This is a genomic window from Microcoleus sp., assembly GCF_041354475.1.
Classification (GTDB): Bacteria; Cyanobacteriota; Cyanobacteriia; order Cyanobacteriales; family Microcoleaceae; genus Microcoleus.
Genome location: NZ_JBGJZU010000033.1, coordinates 15,268 through 34,402, shown reverse-complemented (window position 1 = coordinate 34,402; position 19,135 = coordinate 15,268). Strand labels below are relative to the sequence as shown.

Annotated in this window: 10 protein-coding genes; 5 read left to right on the top strand and 5 right to left on the bottom strand. The window is 45.4% G+C overall.

What is annotated here, in order from left to right:
* Positions 1 to 72 precede the first annotated feature (72 nt).
* Positions 73 to 3,720 (bottom strand): PAS domain S-box protein, encoded by a 3,648-nt coding sequence (locus ACBR23_RS14315; protein ID WP_371120175.1) that lies wholly within the window; start codon positions 3,718 to 3,720, stop codon positions 73 to 75.
* 311 nt (positions 3,721 to 4,031) lie between these two features.
* Between ACBR23_RS14315 and ACBR23_RS14310 the strand changes: the two genes are divergently transcribed.
* Positions 4,032 to 4,796 (top strand): MBL fold metallo-hydrolase, encoded by a 765-nt coding sequence (locus tag ACBR23_RS14310; protein ID WP_341736660.1) that lies wholly within the window; start codon positions 4,032 to 4,034, stop codon positions 4,794 to 4,796.
* Between the two features lie 56 nt (positions 4,797 to 4,852).
* Here ACBR23_RS14310 and ftsZ read toward each other — a convergent pair whose 3' ends face one another.
* Positions 4,853 to 6,121: a cell division protein FtsZ gene (gene ftsZ, locus ACBR23_RS14305; RefSeq protein ID WP_341734918.1), complete on the bottom strand. Its 1,269-nt coding sequence runs from the start codon at positions 6,119 to 6,121 to the stop codon at positions 4,853 to 4,855.
* A 561-nt stretch (positions 6,122 to 6,682) separates the two neighbouring features.
* Positions 6,683 to 7,549, bottom strand: coding sequence for a cell division protein FtsQ/DivIB (locus ACBR23_RS14300; RefSeq protein ID WP_371116740.1), 867 nt, complete (start codon positions 7,547 to 7,549; stop codon positions 6,683 to 6,685).
* Positions 7,550 to 7,879: 330 nt separating this feature from the next.
* On the opposite strand from ACBR23_RS14300, the gene ACBR23_RS14295 reads away from it, so the two are divergent.
* The 4 genes from ACBR23_RS14295 (at position 7,880) to ACBR23_RS14280 (ending at position 17,151) form a co-directional block, all read left to right on the top strand.
* Positions 7,880 to 9,211: an ATP-binding protein gene (locus ACBR23_RS14295; RefSeq protein ID WP_371120176.1), complete on the top strand. Its 1,332-nt coding sequence runs from the start codon at positions 7,880 to 7,882 to the stop codon at positions 9,209 to 9,211.
* A gap of 701 nt (positions 9,212 to 9,912) precedes the next feature.
* Positions 9,913 to 15,387 (top strand): hypothetical protein, encoded by a 5,475-nt coding sequence (locus ACBR23_RS14290; RefSeq protein WP_371120177.1) that lies wholly within the window; start codon positions 9,913 to 9,915, stop codon positions 15,385 to 15,387.
* Positions 15,388 to 15,626: 239 nt separating this feature from the next.
* Positions 15,627 to 16,433, top strand: a complete 807-nt coding sequence (locus ACBR23_RS14285; RefSeq protein ID WP_371116742.1) for a TPM domain-containing protein — start codon at positions 15,627 to 15,629, stop codon at positions 16,431 to 16,433.
* Positions 16,434 to 16,527: 94 nt separating this feature from the next.
* Positions 16,528 to 17,151, top strand: a complete 624-nt coding sequence (locus ACBR23_RS14280) for a precorrin-8X methylmutase (RefSeq protein ID WP_371116743.1) — start codon at positions 16,528 to 16,530, stop codon at positions 17,149 to 17,151.
* 2 nt (positions 17,152 to 17,153) lie between these two features.
* Here the strand turns inward: ACBR23_RS14280 and ACBR23_RS14275 are convergent, their stop codons facing one another.
* Both ACBR23_RS14275 and ACBR23_RS14270 read right to left on the bottom strand, forming a co-directional pair.
* On the bottom strand, positions 17,154 to 18,692 hold the full coding sequence (locus ACBR23_RS14275; RefSeq protein WP_371120178.1) for a hypothetical protein: 1,539 nt from the start codon (positions 18,690 to 18,692) through the stop codon (positions 17,154 to 17,156).
* Complete coding sequence (locus tag ACBR23_RS14270) at positions 18,679 to 19,038, bottom strand: hypothetical protein (protein ID WP_371116745.1); 360 nt, start codon at positions 19,036 to 19,038, stop codon at positions 18,679 to 18,681. The genes ACBR23_RS14275 and ACBR23_RS14270 overlap by 14 nt, the downstream gene beginning before the upstream one ends.
* Positions 19,039 to 19,135 lie beyond the last annotated feature (97 nt).

Here is a 19,135-nt window from a genome sequence, read left to right as displayed (position 1 = left end):
TTGCTAGGTGACTTTGGTAGATTATTTTGAGTCAGGCTCTAAACAGGAGTATGTTAGATTTATCTTCCAGGCTTATCGATCGGCAACAATCACCTGATTGCGTCCAGCAGCCTTGGCTCGATACAGCGCAGCATCCGCAGCCTGAATCACCGCAAAACCAGTCTTACCTCGATCGGGGTAGGAGGCTACTCCCAACGAAGCGGTTATAGATGTCATCTTTTTTCCTTGATAATTGAGTTGTAATTTTTCGATCGCCTTTCTGATTTCTTCGGCTTTTTGATAAGTCCCTTCCAGAGAAGCTTCTGGCAAAATTATGGTCATTTCTTCACCACCATAGCGACAAGCAACATCGGAAGCTCTAATCATATTATTTAGCAGTTTACCGATTTCTTTCAACACTAAATCTCCTGCATCATGACCCAAGGTGTTATTAAATTCCCTGAAGCGATCGAGATCGAGCATGATCATACCCACACTATATTGATTGCGGTCTGCTCTAGCGATTTCTTTAGTGAGAAATTCTTCCAGATAGCGGCGATTGAACAAGCCTGTTAGAGCATCGCGGATGCTTTGATTGACTAATTTTTCTCTAAGGGTAATATTGGCGATCGCCAATCCCAACTGTTCTGCTACTCTCCGTGCTAATAGTTGCCTATTTTCAGTCATTTGATGTGGTTTTGAAGCACACAAATACAGTAACCCTATGGTCTCCCCTTGGGCAATCATCGGCATACAAAGAGACTCTACAGGGGGATGTTGGTGGTCAATATGGTTGCAGAATAGATCGTGTCGCTCGTCACCAATCCAATGCAGTCTCCCCCGTCGCAGAGCCCAACAATCCTTGGGAACAAATATGGTTTCAGAATACAGCGGATTCCCCCAGGATGTTACCATTTCTAACAGATCCCGCGAGTTGGTCATCATAAAAATAGCCCCACCACTTTCAGGAAATAAGGGTTGGGATAGGGTGCCGATTGTAGCGCAAGCTTCCGCCACTGTTAAACAAGATTGTAAGTAATCGCCAATCCCATTGAGCAGAAACATCTCAGCATTTCTTTGCTTGAGTTCGGCAACTCGTTCTTGCAATTCTTGATTAACTCTTTGAAGAGTTTCTTCTGCAAGTTTGCGATCGGTAATATCTGCTGAAGTACCAAAAGTTTGTTTAACCTCACCGTTAGCAGTTCTCATAAATACTGTATCTCGGCTGTGCAGCCACCGCCATTCACCCCGAGCATTTCTGACACGATAATCGATTTCCACAAACTCATTATCTTTGAGGGTAGCGCACTTTTGCATCGCCTCATATACCATGGGTAAATCCTCTGGATGACAAATCGTGGGCAACAAATTGGCTCCCATCAACTTAATAGTTTCAGTACCATAGCCCAGCATTTCCGCTACCGAACGATTTGCATAAATATTGCGTTCTTCGAGCAAGTCGTAAATATACAGGAGATTGGGATTAGTGTCTGTAATTCTCTGAATCAAATGCTGGCTATCCCGCAGTGCTTTTTCAGCTTGTTTGCGATCGGTGACATCCCTAGAAATGCAGACAATTGACTCAATTATACCTTGACTTGTCAGTTCAGGAGCCATTTCCATCTCAAAGGAACGGGTGCCATTGAGTGTTAGTGTCTCAAACTCAATAGTCTGTTTTTTCCCTGTTGTCAACAAAGTCTCCGCCGCAGTTTCCCAAGTATTAATCATCGCTTCTGGGAATCCCAATTCACGACAAGTTTTCCCCAAAAATACCTCCGCTGAAATCCCAGTGATTTTTGTCAAGGACGGGCTGACATAAAGATGTCGTAATTCCGTATCGAAGCGTTCTATAATATTGGGAGAATTTTCAACAAGCGTTTGGTATTGTTGTTTTGACTCTTGCAAAGCAGTTTCCGTTGCTTTGCGCTCGGTAATATCTAGTGCCGTTCCATAGAGTCCAATCGTATTACCTTCGGCATCTAGTTGTGCTTCTCCCCGTCCCAGTAAATATCTAATTGAACCATCTTTACGGATTATTCTATGCTCTATTTCATAGGGTTCTCCTGTCACTATCGCCTGCGTGACCAGGCGGTCTAATTTTTCGCGGTCTTCTAAATAAATTATTTGTAAAAACTCTTGATAACTTGGTTCTGATTGGACTAAATCTCTACCAAAAATCCTAAACATTTCTTCTGACCATTTAATTTTGTTCGTGGAAATATTATAATCCCAACTCCCAACATGAGCCACCCGCTGAGCTATCTGTAAACTCTCTTCACTTTCTCGTAGTGCCTCTTCAATCCGTTTCCGCTCGGTAATATCTTCACCAATACTGAAAATACCGATCGTGTTTCCGGCTGAATTTTTCAAAACTGTATTATTCCAAACAATAAATCTTTCTATTCCTGCTTTTGTTAAAATTCGATTTTCATAATAATAATGATTCTGAGAACCTAATTTTTCTGAAAACACATTTTCAAATTGTTGCCAATCAGCACGAGGCACAAAGGTTTCCAGCCATGGCAGACCTAAAACTTCTGCTTCGGTATAATCTGTTAGATTTAAAAAAAAAGGATTGATATACTTAATCACACCATTAATGTCAAATTCCACCACCACTAATTGCACGTTATCAAAAACAAATTTCCAACGTTTCTCCGCATTAATCAGCATAATTTCTGATTGTTTGCGTTCGGTGATATCTATCATAATGCCAACAATTCTTACAACTTCTCCCCTCTCATTACAAATAGGTTCTCCTTTTGCAAAAATATAACCACAAGAACCATCTGCCCGCATAAATTTTAAGTCAGTTGCATAGGATTGTCGGCACTGAATAGCATTTTTTAGATGATTCTTAAGACGTTCTCGATCCTCTGGAGAAAATTTGTGCCAGACTTGTTCAGGAGTGAATTCTGCATCCTGGGTATCGAGTCCATAGATTTGATATATTTCAGGAGACCAAATAACTTGGTTTGTGAATACATCAAATTCCCAACTCCCTAATTTTGCAAATTTTTGTGCTTCTTGTAAATGGGCTTCGCTCTGTCGTAAAGCGATGGTGCGTTCTAAAATTCTTTGTTCTAGTTCTGTATTAAGTTGTTGGAGCTTTGCTTCTGCTAGTTTACGCTCGCTAATATCTCTTGCCACCCAAGTTACCGCTGTCTCATTGATGGGAGAAATCATTGCTGAAAACCATAACAACTGACTTCCTACAGACACAGAGTAGTCTAAGCGATCGGTTTTTCTACTTGTCGCTACTTGTCGCACTCGTTGCAGCCAATCGCTATTCAATGATTCTTGAAAAAAGCGATTAATCGTCTGATTCACTATCTCACTACGGACAGCATCAAGGGCTTGATTATTCATGGGAGCAATTTCGATACTGTTTAGATCCTCACCTTGGAGATTCACGATCAGGATCACGTCAGTCATCGCTTCCAATATAGACCTAATTTTATTTTCCGAGTAGGCTAGTTTTTTTTCTAGCAGTTTACGCTCTGCGATTTCTTCATGGAGGTGAGCGTTAATATTGTTCAGGTAGGATGTTTGTTCGTGGATTAGCTTTTGGAGGGCATTCAGTAACTCAGGTAAACTGATTTGCCGATCGCAAGCGGCATCATCCACTATGAGTTTATGCTGTTCGTGAGGCGATCTCAGGCTTTTGAGAGTCGCTAATTCCGCTCGCAATGCTTCTAATTCATCCATAAGTTGTTCTTTAGTTTTTTCACAATCGCTCATTGAAAATTCTCCTATAAACCCCAGGCTTTATATCCCATAAGAACTCCCCAGATTTATCCCTGGGATTTATCCTAAAATCTAAAATCTAAAATCTAAAATTTAAAATTTAAAATCCATCGCCCTACAAGAGCCGTAGGGCATCTTGTTAGTGTATAAATTCTAGCCCGTTACGATGATTTATTCCTAGAGCATCCCAGACTGATTTTCGGTTGCTTCCCTTTCTAGATGGGATGGTCTGGCTCTGCCCCCTCTTAAAATCGCAACTAAATTGCTATGATTGAAAGAATTGTAAAGTATTATTTAAAACAGCCATGAAACTCACCCGAATTGACCTCAATTCTTGGATTTTTCACCTAGCAGACAAAACTATCCTGGTCGATCCCTGGCTGGTCGATCCCCTCGTATTTTACGGTCAACCCTGGCTGTTCACTGCCTACCACAACACGCCTGTTGCTTTCACTCCCGACACCTTACCGCCCATCGACTTGTTGTTGATTTCCCAAGGATTAGACGACCACTGCCACAAACCTACTCTCGAACGGCTCGATCGCACAATTCCTGCGATCGCATCTCCCACCGCCGCCAAAGTTCTCAGCAGTTTAGGCTATACAAATATCACATCTTTAGCAAATTGGCAAGAATTTAATTATCAAGAAAAGTTACAAATAACCGCAGTTCCCGGAGCTGAAATCCAGCCGGGACAGGAAGAAAACGGTTATTTGCTCAAAGACTTAACCAGTGGCGAAACACTCTACTACGAACCACACTTACCAAACTTAGAAAAAGTTAAACAAAAAATAGAGACAGTAGACGTAGCGATCGCCCCTGTCATCGGTCAAATTTTCCCCTTCCTCGGACAAATCATCATCGGGCCATCGGGTGCCCTGAGCCTCGCCCAAGCCCTAAAGCCTAGGTTTTTCCTACCTACAACTATGGGAGACATCCGAGCCACGGGTATTTTACCAATGTTGGTGCGATCGATCGGCAGCATCGCCGAATTTCGGGACTTACTGACAAATTCAGGACTTACAACCCAATTTCTCGAACCCGAACCAGGTCAAACCCTAGAAATTTAAGATTTAAGATTTAAGATTTAAGATTCAATCTCAAATCCCAAATCCCAAATCCCAAATCATCTTGGTGGCAGTCGCTTGCGCAAAAAAGCCGGAATATCCAATGCCGAATCCTGTTGCTGTTTCGGGTCAGGCGTCGATTGAGCCGGAGCCACCTGAACAGTAGCAGCCCGCCAAGGAGCATTAGCATTTTGCGTCCTACTCACCGGCTGCTGCGCGGGAATTTCCCCCGAAAAACCAGTAGCGATCACAGTAATCTTAATTTCGCCCTGAAGCCGCTCGTCAATCACCGCGCCAAATATAATATTGGCATTGGGATCGACCACCTCGTAAATGGTTTCGGCCGCCGCATTGACCTCGTGCAAGGTCATATCAGTACCGCCAGTAATGTTAAACACTACACCTCTAGCGCCCTCTATAGAAGAAGCTTCCAGCAACGGCGAAGAAATCGCCTGCATCGCCGCTTCCCTAGCCCGCGACTTGCCAGAACCCACGCCAATACCCATCAGCGCCGAACCTGCATCAGCCATGACAGCCCGCACGTCAGCAAAGTCAACGTTTACCAAACCTGGAATAGTAATAATATCAGAAATACCCTGAACCCCTTGGCGCAGGATATCGTCAGCAACTCGAAAAGCCTCTTGCACAGGCATTTGTTCGGAAATCACCGACAACAGCTTATCGTTGGGAATCACGATCAGGGTATCAACTCGGCTTTTCAACTCTGCGATGCCTTCCTCAGCTTGACTGGTACGACGCCGCCCCTCAAAAGTAAAAGGTCGGGTGACTATCCCCACAGTCAAAGCGCCCATTTCCTTAGCAACCTCAGCCACAATCGGTGCCGCGCCCGTACCCGTACCGCCGCCCATACCTGCGGTGATAAACACCAAATCAGCGTGATTTAACGCATTGGCAACTTCGTCGCGAGATTCCTCAGCAGCCTTTTGACCGATGGCAGGATTGCCTCCGGCACCCAAACCGCGCGTCAGCTTTTGTCCTACTTGCAAGCGTTTGGGTGCGTTGGAGAGAACTAGAGCTTGGGAATCGGTATTCACGCACCAAAATTCTACGCCCGAAACCTCGCTAGCAATCATGCGGTTAACGGCATTGCCCCCACCCCCGCCGACGCCAATTACTTTGATTTTGGCTGCACTACTGGGCATGATTTCTTTGGGATTGACCATAGGATCGATATCAATACTATCTACATTTACATAACCAGACTTGCGTCTAAATGGATTGGTGGAATCGTAAGCCACCGGAAAATTTTTGACTTCTTCGGAAGGGGGACTGTCTTCGCCAGACCCCTGTCTAGGATTCAGGGTCATCTCTCTTCCTCCTTGGAGACTCCCGCCAATGCTTTACTCAGTTTGGCTTCGACGTGAGCGCTCAGCCGAGCGGCGGTGAGAGGAAAAGGAAAGCATGGTAAGGGTGACATAACTATTCCTGTGGTCGGTGAGGGAACCGTTGCGCCTCAAAAGTGGTGAAACTCCTTGGCATACCTGCTGGGATTGCAGGATAGAGACTACCGATATTATTCTCAAAAGACCGCCTCGGTAGGGCGTTTCATTTGGGGATTTCTCCCGGTCGGATTTCTCCGGTATGGTTAGCGCGCGCCTTTGTGGTCAGTAGAGATCCTAGGAGTATGAACTTTACAGCTTGTTAGCTAAGCACTAATTTACAATCAACTATAGGCTAAGTTGCGCAAAAAACTAGCGCAAGCAAGGCTCAATATTCACAAGCCTGGATTTGGCCTAGCAACTAGCCGAGAGTTAAATCGATCGAAATCTTTCGATTGATTATTTTTGCTTGACTTCTCCCTGGGGCTGTCTCAGCAGGGCGATGGTGAAGCTTAATTCTGCAGGCGAGTTGGTGAGGGACTTGAGTTTTCACCAACTGCGGAGGATGGAGGTTCGGTGGACGACGGGAAAAGCCGGATTTTTCAAGTCAATGTAGGCTATTTTGCTTGCATCTAGCTGTTTTGGCAATTGTCGCATCCGGTCTAAAACTTTCAGTTGCTCCATGGTTCTGGAACTATGGGGGCCTAGGTGTACAGTTCCAATCTCTGTTTTCAGGATCAAGTTATTCGGGTCTTGCCAGTCTATTTCAAACACTTTCAACGCCAAAGTGCTGAACCCTTGGTAAAACTCCGGCCATTCGGCGCGATAGACTTCCCAGTCTCCGATGACTTTTAAACTTGGCAAAGAACGCTGAGACTGTGTTTCCTGACTGTTGTTGCCCAGGGAGCTACTTTGGGATTGTTTGTCAGTAGTATAGCTGTCAAAGGGCATCCAACCTCCCCTAGCATCCAGCCACCCTACTTTTTGCTTGTCCCTGCCAGCGGTAGTCACCGCCCTCGGTTGGGCCACTGCCACTGGCAGCCGTTCTGCCACTTCTACGGTCAAACTTGGCGGAAATAGGTTGCGAGTCACCTTGGCTTTGGCGATCGGGCCGGTGGCTTCAAGTTTAGAAGCTAGGGCTTGTGGTTGAATCCCCCACAGAGACTGGGGGTAAGAAAGTGGCATCAAAGACCGGACTGCCTTGTCCGAAAGCCAATGATTCCCCTCCACCTTCACTTGTTCCGATCGAGCAATCAACCAAGTCGGCTGGGCTATCCACCACACTAGACCCCCAGCCATCCCACTGGCAGCCAGCAGTTGCCACACCACAGTCGCCAATCGAGCGCGACGAAGCCGCTGCAACTGTTGGCGCCTGTGCCCTAACTCTGTTTCTGACACTGATGCAAAACTAGCCATCTACCTCTTGACAATTTGGTAATTATAAAGTATTGACAACTCAAAACTCTTGAATTTTTCTCAAGTCGCCTGATTGTCCCCTACTATTTAAGCAGATCCCCGCAAAATTACCCAAATTCACGTTCGGCTCCGTAAGATTACCGATTCAGTTTGCCCCTAAAAATTAGTTAATTATTCAGAATTTAAGCCTAGGAAAGCCGATAAGCAGACAGAGGTTGTTGAGTCATTGAGGGCATTACCCCACATGGCAAAAGGCTAAAATTCAAACTAAACTAGAGTTTGAAAGTATATACTTTCTCTGTGAAATTTAACTTTTAGTTAGCTTCAATTGTGATCGCACTGGAATTAGACAGATTCTATAAAGCCTGCAACCCTAGCAAGACCCTTGTCGCGGGCGACCCAGGAGATTATCAATACTACATTGATTTTGCTTCGGTACGGGGCGGTAAAATCATTGAATCTTTGCAGCGGACAATTACCCGTATCTCCCCAGACCAGCCTACTTGTCAACTATTTACAGGACATATCGGTTGTGGCAAATCTACTGAATTGTTTCGACTTAAAGCTGAGCTAGAGCAAGAGGGTTTTTACGTCGTGTACTTTGAGTCTTCTCAAGATTTAGATATGGGTGACGTAGACATCAGCGATATTTTGCTGAGCATTGCTCGCCAAGTCAGCGAAACGATGGAGTCAGCCAAAATTAAACTCAGACCAAGTTATTTCACTAATCTGTTTGCAGAAGTCGCAGAATTTTTGCAGACTCCCATTGATTTATCCGCAGAAGCAGAGTTATCTGTAGGGATTGCTAGAGTTACTGCTAAAACTAAAGACTCTCCCAAACTAAGATCGCAGCTTAGACAATACCTGGAACCCCGCACTAATAGCATCTTGCAGTCAATTAACGAAGAACTCCTTAATGTAGCCAACCTCGAACTCAAGCGCCAAGGCAAAAAAGGACTCGCAGTGATTGTTGATAACCTCGATCGCCTCGACGGAGGTCTCAAACCCAGCGGACGCACCCAGCCAGAATACCTTTTTTTAGACCGTGGCGAACAGTTGAAAAAACTCAATTGCCACGTAGTCTACACTATTCCTCTGACTTTAATTTTTTCCAATGACTTCGGTAGACTCGCCAGTAGATTTGGAGTTAAACCCAAGGTGATGCCGATGGTTCCGGTACAAATTCGATCGGGGGAAGACCACTCGGAAGGAATGGCCCTACTACGCCAGCTCGTATTGGCTAGAGCCTTCCCCAAGGTTGCTCCTTCCCAACGCCTCGATTTGATTTCCAAGGTGTTCGACTCTCCTGAAACCTTAGACAGACTCTGCCGCATTAGTGGCGGTCACGTTCGCAATCTACTGATGCTGTTGTATAGCTGTTTGCAGCACGAAGACCCGCCTTTTACTCGCGAATGTTTGGAAAGTGTCATTCAAGAATATCGCGACGACTTGTTGGGAGCAGTCAACGATATGGAATGGGAATTGTTGTTTCAAGTCGTAAACCGACAAACAGTGACTGGTGAAGAAGAGTCTCAAATTTTATTGCGAAGTATGTTTGTTTTTGAATATCGCGATCCCGAAGGTCGCTGGTTTGGTATCAATCCAGCCCTAGCAGAAACTAGAAAATATAAGGAGTGGCAACAGCGAGTGCACCAAAAATAGTTTTAAATTTTGAGATTGCTTCGGGAGCAGACAGATTTGAAATTAAAACTAGAACCAGCCCCCGGAGCAATCGAGGGGGCAATTTTTTACTTATAAAATCTCCCATCTAAAATCTCTATCCTTTAGGAGATATTTGCAGCCCTAGGATGTTCCCATGTCAGACCCCCTAGGGCTGGTTTTAACTATTGCTTTTAACCTCACATAGTCTTATCCCCTATCTCATAAATTTTTGTGTCCTTTGGTTTGGCTGAGTGCCTGCTACAGATAATTCTGCGTTGACACTAATAGCTAAGTCCGAGAGTTCTCAGATGATGTCAGATTTAATACTGAGAATAGTGCTGTTACACCATTGCTTCGTTCCGCTCTCAAGCCTATACCAGTAGACTATTTATCAGCACTTAACCGGAGTTGATATCATAGGTTAGCAACTAGCCATTCATCCCCTAGATAAATTTATCTGTAGCTGACTAAAAAACACATTAATTTTAATTTAATATTTATATATAAATCTAGCTTTCTATTAGATTGAGAGGTATGATGTGTTTGGATTGAACTAGGGAGAGTAGGGCTGGAGAGACTAGATAAGTGCGAAAAATTACGTAGTAATAAAGGTATAAAGTGCTTGAAGGAAATAAGTGTATATAAGTAGAGACAGTTTCAGTCATCATTAGGTTGTTTATTTCTGGAAATGGGGTGCACGCATGACAGACATGATTAAATTACGAGAAACTGCCAGCTACAACGAGCGATCGCTCAAAACGCTGGTACGGTCGATCGCGATGTCTCAACAGCAATTCTCCCTAATCTTGGTGCGCTGCAACTACGAGCATTTACGCCAGCAAATGGTCAAGCGACTGCGAGAAATGTCCCCACTGCCCATCCAAGATGTAGTCCTACGGCCAGGAGTCAAAACCCTCTACAGTACCTTGCTCGCCAACACCCAAAACCACGGGCAGTCCCCTGGGGCTGCTGTCTCTGCTGTGATGGTGTTCGGCTTAGAAACAGTAGTAGCGATCGACGAAGTGATGGCTTCTACCAATCAAGTGCGAGACGAGTTTCGCAAAAATTTTTCCTTTCCGGTGGTTTTGTGGGTGACAGATGACATCGTAACCAAAATGATCCGTCTCGCCCCGGATTTCAAGAGTTGGGCCGCGGCCACAATTAAATTTGAAATGGCCGTGGACGAATTGATCGATTTTCTCGCCCAGCGAGCTGATGGCATATTTCGAGTAGGCGAACTCAACCCCCAATGGGGAAACAGCACAGCCGCCAAATCCGGCTTTAGCACCTACGACGACACCGACTTAGAAAAACCCACTCAGGAAAGCGAAATCCTGCTGGGCGAGCGTTTGCTCACACCTCATCCTCGATCGCAAAACTCCCAAGCATCCAATATCCAGTCCTATTCGCCCTTGAGTCCGGGAAATAACCTCGATTTGGCGATCGGTTCCTTATCGCGCCGAGAACTCGAATTAGCTTTAAGAGATTTGCAAAATCGCGACCAACAATTAGAACCAGCCCTCGAAGCTAGCCTGCAATTCGTTCTCGGTAGAGACTACTACGTCAGCGACGAAACCGAAACCGCTTTGATCCACTACCAGCAAAGCTTAGTATTTTGGCAGCAGCAAACCGGCAATTGGGAACTCAAAAACTGGGAAAAGTCCTGGGAAACACAAAACCTTTCCTGCACTTTGTCTAATCCGGTCCCTAATATTCTTTTTTTAGAGAGGGAGGGCATAGTGCTGTTTCACATAGCCCTGTGTCACCGCTTACAAGCAGCCAGAAATCCAGTAGCCAACCGCCAGCATTGGGAGCAAGCCTGGATTAGCCTAGAACAGTCTAGAAATGCCTTCTCCCTTGCCGATCGCCCCGAATTAGTAGCAGAGGTAACGGCACACCTAGGAGAGGTATTGCAACGCCTGGAAGCTTGGGGAGAATTGCAAGCATTGGCGGAAAATTCCTTGCAGTTACACTTCACCTACGGAACTCCGAGCCAGCTAGCTCAAGATTACGGCTTTTTAGCAGAAGTGGCGCTGCAACAGTCGAGGTGGAGTCAAGCCCGTCAGCTAGCCGAATTGGCCTTAGCCATACTAGATCAAACCCCTAACGATTTGAGATTGCTAATTGAAGATTTAAGATTGGGTTTTTCCGGGAATTATCCAGAGTTTGTCGGGACTAACCAGTCAATTAACGAACCCAAATCAAAAATCCAGCATCCCAAATCAGACAGAAGTTCCTATCTTTTACTGTTAGCCCAAAGTTTGCGACAACTAGGACAGTGGGAAGCCGCAGTTCATTCTTTGGAATTGGCTCAAAGTCAAAGCGAGCCAAAGTACGACCCCCGGCTTTACATTGATATTTTGACCGAACTGCAAGCGGTTTATTTCGAGCAGGGAGAGTACCTCAAGGCTTTTCGGATTAAAAAAAACCAGCGATCGATCGAATATCAATACGGATTTAGAGCTTTTATCGGAGCCAGTCAATTGCAGCAGCAGCGACAAGCCGTCAACCCGTCGAGTCCCTCAGCCAAAAACCAAGCAGCAATTGCAGCGGAAATGACCGCCTACTCCCGCCAGAAAGATATCAATAACTTGCTGGAAAGAATTAGCAGGGACGACCATAAATTAACGATTATTCACGGGCCCAGCGGAGTTGGCAAAAGTTCTTTAGTCAATGCGGGATTAGTACCTGCTTTAAAAAATATCACTCCGGGCGCACGGGATACTTTGCCTGTATTAGTCAAAGTTTATAGTGATTGGCTCAGAGAATTAGAAAATGCTTTGAATGGCGCGCTGTACGAAAAACAAGTCGAAGAAGACAGGAAATTAATCCAAAATGGAGTCGGGGAATTTTCTCGAAAAAATCAATTAGTCATACCAGGGCGTACCGAAGAAGCTTCATCTTTTTTGGTTGAACAATTGCGACAAAATTCCCAGAATAATTTATTGACTATTTTAATATTTGACCAGTTTGAAGAATTTTTCTTTGTCTCAACATCCGTAGCTCAAAGACAACAGTTTTATAAGTTTTTACGCTTATTTTTAAATCTCCCGTTTGTCAAAGTAATACTCTGTATGAGAGAAGATTATTTACATTATTTACTGGAGTGCGATCGCTTTCCCAATCTCGATGCCATTAATAATAATATTCTCGACAAAAGCATCCGCTATCAACTGCGAAGTTTTTCCATTAAAGATGCGCGGGCTGTGATCGGACACTTGACAGAACGCGCAGAATTTTACTTAGAACCAGAACTAATTAATGCCTTCGTCGAAGACTTATCAGACGAATTGCAAGAAATTCGACCGATAGAATTGCAAGTGGTGGGAGCACAACTGCAAGAAGAAAATATTACGACCATAGAACAATACCAGCAGTTGGGTGACAACCCCAAAGCAGAATTAGTCAAGCGATCGCTCGAACGAGTCATTTCTGACTGCGGTCCGGTCAATGAAGATGCAGCTTGGAAAATTTTGTTTTCCCTGACCGATGAAAGAGGAGTCAGACTGATAAAAACCAAACATGAACTCTCATTAGTTATAGGGGTGCAACCAGAAGATGTGGAAGAACCAGATTTGTCTGGGATAGGCAGAATCAGCCTAATTTCACTACAGCACAAACTGGGCAAAAACTCAGAAATAGAACCCAAAAAAACCGATAACCTCGAATTAATTTTAGATATTTTAGTTGGTCATGGTTTGTTATTTTTGCTGCGGGAATCCCCCGAAGATCGTTATCAATTAGTTCACGACTATCTAGTCCGCCCCATCCGCGATAGATTCGGCTTAGAAGCCAGACTGCACAAAGCAGAAGCTGACAAAAACATGAGTCAAGCACAGCTATACCGGGCGAATATTTTTCTCAAACAACTCTTGGGATTAGCAGCGATCGGCGTACTGCTGCTAACCAGTTCCACCGTCGCCGCCGTCAACTTTTGGTGGCGAGCAGTGGGACAAAAACAACTAGCTGTAGCTCAAACTCAGCGCGCCGAAATTAGCACTCTAACGGCGGCTTCTGAAGCACTTTATTTTTCCAATAACAAATTTGATGCCATGATGGAAAGTTTGAGAGCGGGGAGACAATGGAGGCAAATCGAACACTCCCAAGAAACCCACACTCTCAAAGACACAGAAATTTTGATTTCTGCGTCTCTCCAACAGGCGGTTTACGGTATCAAAGAACGCAACCGATTAGAAGGACATGGAGATGTAGTTTGGGGTCTAAATTTTAGCCCTGATGGGCAAACAATTGCCTCGGCTAGTGTAGACAAAACAGTCAAACTTTGGGCGAGGGGTGGTAGCTTGCTGGCAACTTTTAAAGGCCACACTAACAACGTTACCAGTGTGGCTTTCAGTCCTGACAGCAAAACGATCGCCTCCGCAAGCTTAGATAAAACAATCAAACTTTGGAAAACCGACGGCACTTTACTGGCAACTTTTCAAGGTCATACTAATAACGTTACCAGTGTCACTTTTAGCCCGGATGGACAAACGATCGCCTCTTCGTCTACAGACAAAACAGTCAAACTCTGGAAAACCGATGGTACACTCCTGCAAACCATCCCACAACTAGCACCAGTAAATTGGGTCAGTCTCAGCCACAACGGTCAAATTATAGCCGTGGCCAGCGATGACGGTACTGTGAAACTGTGGAGTTCTGACGGTAGGCTAATCGCGAATCTGTGGCACAGCGAAAATAGAAAACCTTCTAAAGTTTATACCGTCAGTTTCTCTCCCGATGGTGAAACCCTGGCTTCTGGTGGTGAGGACAACACAGTCAAAATTTGGAATGTCAGCTCACTTCAAAACAATCCACAACTAAATTCAATCGACAAAACAGACTTGCTGCTGACAACTTTGCGGGGACATAGCAAATGGGTATTTGGCGTCAGCTTCTCCCCTGATGGTCAAACTCTTGCTTCTGGTGGTGCTGATAGAACGGTCAAACTCTGGAGTCTGGTTGATATTCATGGAAAACACCTGTTAGATGGTGGCAAATTTAAACCAGTCGGCCGCTTGCTGAGAACCTTTGAAGGACACGCCGATCGAGTTACTCAGGTAAGTTTTAGCCCCGATGGGAAAACCCTGGCTTCGGCAAGTTTTGACAAAACTATCAGGCTGTGGCGACTGGATGATGTACCTCTGAAAACCCTTGACGGACACCACAACCGCGTCCTCAGCGTTACTTTCAGCCCCGATGGCCAAAGGCTGGCTTCTGCTTCTATGGACAAAACTATCAAGCTCTGGAGTCGTACAGGGGTGTTGTTGGAAACCTTGGAGGGACACACTCAGAGAGTATCCAGCCTTAGTTTCAGCCCCGACGGCTTGCTGCTTGCTTCTGGAAGTCATGACAAAACAGTGAAAATCTGGAGTTTAAAAGAAGATGGCATTACTAATATGTTGCCTTGTCCTTCGGCTCCACTGTTCCCCTGTTCTCCTTCTGTGTTGTTCACTCTCGATGGACACAGCGACAGCGTGACTAGCGTCAGTTTTAGCCCCGACAGCGAGATTGTGGCTTCGGCGAGTAAGGACAAAACTATTAAACTCTGGACTAGAAATGGCAGGTTGATTAAAACTTTGACGGGACACAAAGGCTGGGTGACTAGCGTTAGTTTCAATCCCGACGGTTCCATGCTGGCTTCGGCTAGCGATGACGGTACGGTGAAATTGTGGAATCGGGATGGTCGTTTGTTGAGGACTTTTGAAGGGGCTCACAACAGTTTTGTGTTGGGGGTGGCTTTCAGCCCTGATGGACAAATGCTGGCTTCGGCTGGTTATGACAATTCGGTGAAGTTGTGGAATGTGGATGGGACTTTGGTGGCGACGCTACTCAAGGGTTCTAGCGACAGCGTGACTAGCGTCAGTTTTAGCCCGGATGGTTTGTTGATTGCTTCGGGTAGTTACGATCGCAAGGTGAAGTTGTGGAGTCGTAGTGGCACTTTGTTGAAAACTTTGACTGGACATAAAGACAGTGTGATGAGTGTGAGTTTTAGCCCGGATGGGAAGGTTCTGGCTTCTGCTGGTAGGGATAATCGGGTGATTTTGTGGAATTTGGACTTGGACGATTTGTTGGTGAGGGGCTGCGATTGGGTGGGGGATTATCTGAGGACTAATCCCAATGTCAGCGATCGCGATCGGCGCCTCTGCGACGGGGTAGCGCCTAAATCTCAGTTTTAGTCAGTTGGCGGTTGGAGGTTGACGGTTGTCATTAGTTGCCAATGCCCCATGCCCGATGCCCCATGCCCGATGCCCGATGCTGCTTTCCTGTTCCAAACTTTCCTTATCCCAACTCTTCCCCTTCCCCCCCGCTTCCTGTAAAGTAAATAATTGTAAAGAAATATGAGTTTTCTCTTATCCTCTGGTTAAGACTGCCAGCTAGTATTCATTCACAATTGAGACCCAGATTAGAACTTCCTATGTCACAGTTTTTCTCACGCAAATTTCTAGCCTCTGCTGCTGCCTTTTTCCTGGCTTTGTCCCTATGGGCGATCGCACCAGCAGCCCATGCTTTCAACAATCCTGATTTGTTGCCACAAATTCAGACTCCGATCATTGATTTAGCTAAAGCCCTCACAGACATTGAAGAACAGGACTTGGCAAAAAATTTAAGTGCCTTTGAGGCGGAAACTGGCTGGAAGTTGCGAGTGCTGACTCAGTACGATCGCACCCCCGGTTTGGCTGTCAAAAATTATTGGGGCTTAGATCAAAAGAGTGTGCTGTTAGTTGCCGATCCGCGAGGTGGCAATCTCCTGAACTTTAATGTGGGAGACTCTTTGTATCCTCTGTTGCCGCGCACTTTTTGGGTGGAACTGCAAACCCGCTACGGTAATCAGTTTTTTGTGCGGGACAATGGGGAAGATCGAGCGATTATTGAATCTTTGGAGTCGATCGAAGGCTGTCTGCGTCAAGGTGGATGTCGCGTGGTTCCCGGTTTGCCTAGGGAACAGTGGATTTTGACTTTAATTTCTTCGGTGCTAGGCGGGGTCATCTGCGGGTTTGCAGCTCAACCACGGAAACCGGGACAGTTGGTGGCTTGGCAGTGGGCGCTGATTTTTTCGCCTCTGTGGGGCATCTTGTTTTTTGCCTTCGGTGTCGGCCCTGTGGTGATTCGGACTTCTGAGTGGCTGCCTTTGGTGCGGAATGTGGCTGGTTTTGCGATCGGGGCTTTGGTGGCATTCCTCACTCCCGTACTCGGCAAGTCCTCACCCTCATCAGAAAGTTAGTTTCTACCTTGGCAGTTGGCAGTTGGGAGTTGGCAGTTAACTAAAAGCTGATAAGCTGATACTTGATAATTCACAGGCGACAGCTATTCAACACATGGAATGGCACTTAAGCGATGCCCAGAGTCTGGGATTAATCGATAACGAAATTGGCGATCATGGTTTTTCGGCGGCGGAATATGAAATTGTCCGCCGTGTGATTTATGCAACCGCTGATTTTGAATATAAGTCTTTAATCAGTTTTTCCGATCAGGCTTTGCAAGCTGGGGCGGCAGCTTTGGCTGCTCGGACTACGATTGTGGTAGATGTGCCCATGGTCCAGGTGGGGATTACGCCACTGCTCCAAAGTACCTTTGCCAATCCGGTGTACTGTTCAATGGAAGCTTTGACGCGCCCTCAAAAGGAAAAAACGCGGGCTGCTTGGGGGATTGAAACCTTGGCTAAACGCTATCCAGAGGGAATTTTTGTAGTTGGCCAAGCTCAAACTTCTCTGTCGGCGATTGTCGATTTAATTGAGTCTGAGGAAATTCGCCCTGCTTTGGTGATTGGGACTCCTTCTGGGTTTGTGGGGGTGGATGTGGCTAAGTCTCGCTTACACGATTCGATGATTCCTCATATTCGGATTGAGGGGCGGAAGGGTTCGGCGGTGGTGGCTGTGGCGATTGTGAATGGGCTGGTGGATTTGGCTTGGCAGGCTTACGGCCAAGAGGGGAATAGTTGATATTACCTGAAAGGTGGCAACTGCTGCTTGATTTTAGGCAGTAGTTGCTTGATTTTGATTCCAAACATAAACACAAACCACACTGCGCCACCGGCTCCCAAACTAATCAATAGCACTAACACAAAAGGATGAATTTCAACACTACTCAATAATGGCAAGTAAAATTTGCGATCGGGCGCGTCTTGTTTAATCAGATAAGGAGCGCCACCAGCCACTACTCCCGCTACTCCCAAACCAAAGCCCACTGCTTGAATCGTAACTTCAAGTTTCGCATCCCGATAAGCTTCTTCAATGGAGACAACGCCTCGAATTGCTTCCATTGCCTTATCTAGCAAACCCGAACCGTGTTGGAAATAGCCTAAATCTGCCTGAATCTGCCTTTGAAACTGCGGGCAATTTTGAGTTCCGAATGTTGCGAGAAAACTTAAATCGGCATCACTATCATTATACTTTTTACAGGCTTTGATGTCAAGACTTATTTGATTTAATTTATCTTGGTAATTTTGGGCATTAATGGCGATCGTATTTTCGCAAAACTGCAAATCACTAAGCATCCGGGCATACTTCACAGCCCGCTGCGGAAGCTTAATCATCTGAGTTTCCAGATATTCCAATTCCTCCTCATTTAAACCCGCACCTTTCGATTGTCGTTGCTGGGCCCTATCCCTCTCCAAATAGTCAAAAGTCTTGTCAATATCCAATTGAATATGCTTGTATTCCTCGCGAATCACCGCGTAAAGCTTGCGGCTATCCTGATCAGCCCGCAGAATCTTATTGCGGTACAAAAACAAATCCATAAAATCGCTGTAGCGCGTCTCATCCCAGATATCATCAGTTGTCGCACTGTTGAAAAACCAGATAATAACGTGACAGTAACTATCGGGTTGACTGAGATCCCCGTATTCCAAAATCGGACTACCGAATAACTCGCCTTGACGACAGAAATCCGGGAGATTATCGCCAGAAATCAAGTTTTCTAGACACTGTTTGCCTAATTTTTTAATAAACTGCGAATCTTCCCGCGCCTCCTGATTTGGTTCCACACTCTGCTTAGCCGTAATCAGCAAAGTTTGCCCGAAATAACTCTGCACAAAATCCGGTAGCAAGCAATTATCGGGATTAAACTGTTTGAAGATGCTAACATCGACATCGGCTGTTTTAACGTCTCCATCTTTTTCGGGAATGCGAATTTGCAAACCCAAGGCATAACTGTCATCAATTCGCATCGGTGCCACGAAACCTTTGACAGGAATTGGCTGATTGTCAACCATAATCTCCTTAGCAAAGGCCAGAGAATTGCGGCCGTTAACTTTTGATTTATCAATTAAGTTAACACGCCGGCCAACTGGTTCATCTTTTTTGTGAAAATAGCTGTCATAAAATTTGCTACTGACTGCTAATTTAGTTTGCAAAATTTCATCGCACTTTTGCCACAAACTGGCGAATTCCACGGGGGAATTAGACTGTGATTCTAGGGCGTTGCAGGGGTGAAAGGCAAACAGATAGACGTTAGGGGCATAGATTTTGCTACTTGGAGTCATTGCTGGTATCTGATTTATTTTCTGCTGCGCTTTCTTGAAGTTTTTTGTAACTCTCTTCGATGCTGGTACGCAGAGTTTGAGTGATATTGGTTAGGGGCTTCATGGTAGTTGGGGTGGGTTCGCCCGGATCATCAATTTCTTTCCGCACACAATCTCTTAAGATTTTCCCCAAATCGTGTTCTATACACCAATCTTTGATTGTTTGGGCAATGGAAGATTCATTGTCTGCTAACTTTAGAATGTCTGTGTTTAATTTGGGTAAATCTTGCCATGCTGTCGGCTGAAAAATTTCCGGTTCTTCGTTAAGTAAGTAGATAAAGCTTGTTATATCTTTGTCAAGAGTCATAGAACAATTCTCCATTAATAAAATGTTAGGGTTGTTTTAACTGGTTCCCAGGCTCTGCCTGGTAACCGATGTCTAGAGGCTCTGCCTCGCTTGTTTC

What these genes read in the sequence shown, in the direction of transcription:
- ACBR23_RS14315 (WP_371120175.1), bottom strand. Translation starts at nt 3,720, where the DNA reads ATGAGCGATTGTGAAAAAACTAAAGAACAACTTATGGATGAATTAGAA.
- ACBR23_RS14310 (WP_341736660.1), top strand. Translation starts at nt 4,032, where the DNA reads ATGAAACTCACCCGAATTGACCTCAATTCTTGGATTTTTCACCTAGCA.
- ftsZ (WP_341734918.1), bottom strand. Translation starts at nt 6,121, where the DNA reads ATGACCCTGAATCCTAGACAGGGGTCTGGCGAAGACAGTCCCCCTTCC.
- ACBR23_RS14300 (WP_371116740.1), bottom strand. Translation starts at nt 7,549, where the DNA reads ATGGCTAGTTTTGCATCAGTGTCAGAAACAGAGTTAGGGCACAGGCGC.
- ACBR23_RS14290 (WP_371120177.1), top strand. Translation starts at nt 9,913, where the DNA reads ATGACAGACATGATTAAATTACGAGAAACTGCCAGCTACAACGAGCGA.
- ACBR23_RS14285 (WP_371116742.1), top strand. Translation starts at nt 15,627, where the DNA reads ATGTCACAGTTTTTCTCACGCAAATTTCTAGCCTCTGCTGCTGCCTTT.
- ACBR23_RS14280 (WP_371116743.1), top strand. Translation starts at nt 16,528, where the DNA reads ATGGAATGGCACTTAAGCGATGCCCAGAGTCTGGGATTAATCGATAAC.
- ACBR23_RS14275 (WP_371120178.1), bottom strand. Translation starts at nt 18,692, where the DNA reads ATGACTCCAAGTAGCAAAATCTATGCCCCTAACGTCTATCTGTTTGCC.
- ACBR23_RS14270 (WP_371116745.1), bottom strand. Translation starts at nt 19,038, where the DNA reads ATGACTCTTGACAAAGATATAACAAGCTTTATCTACTTACTTAACGAA.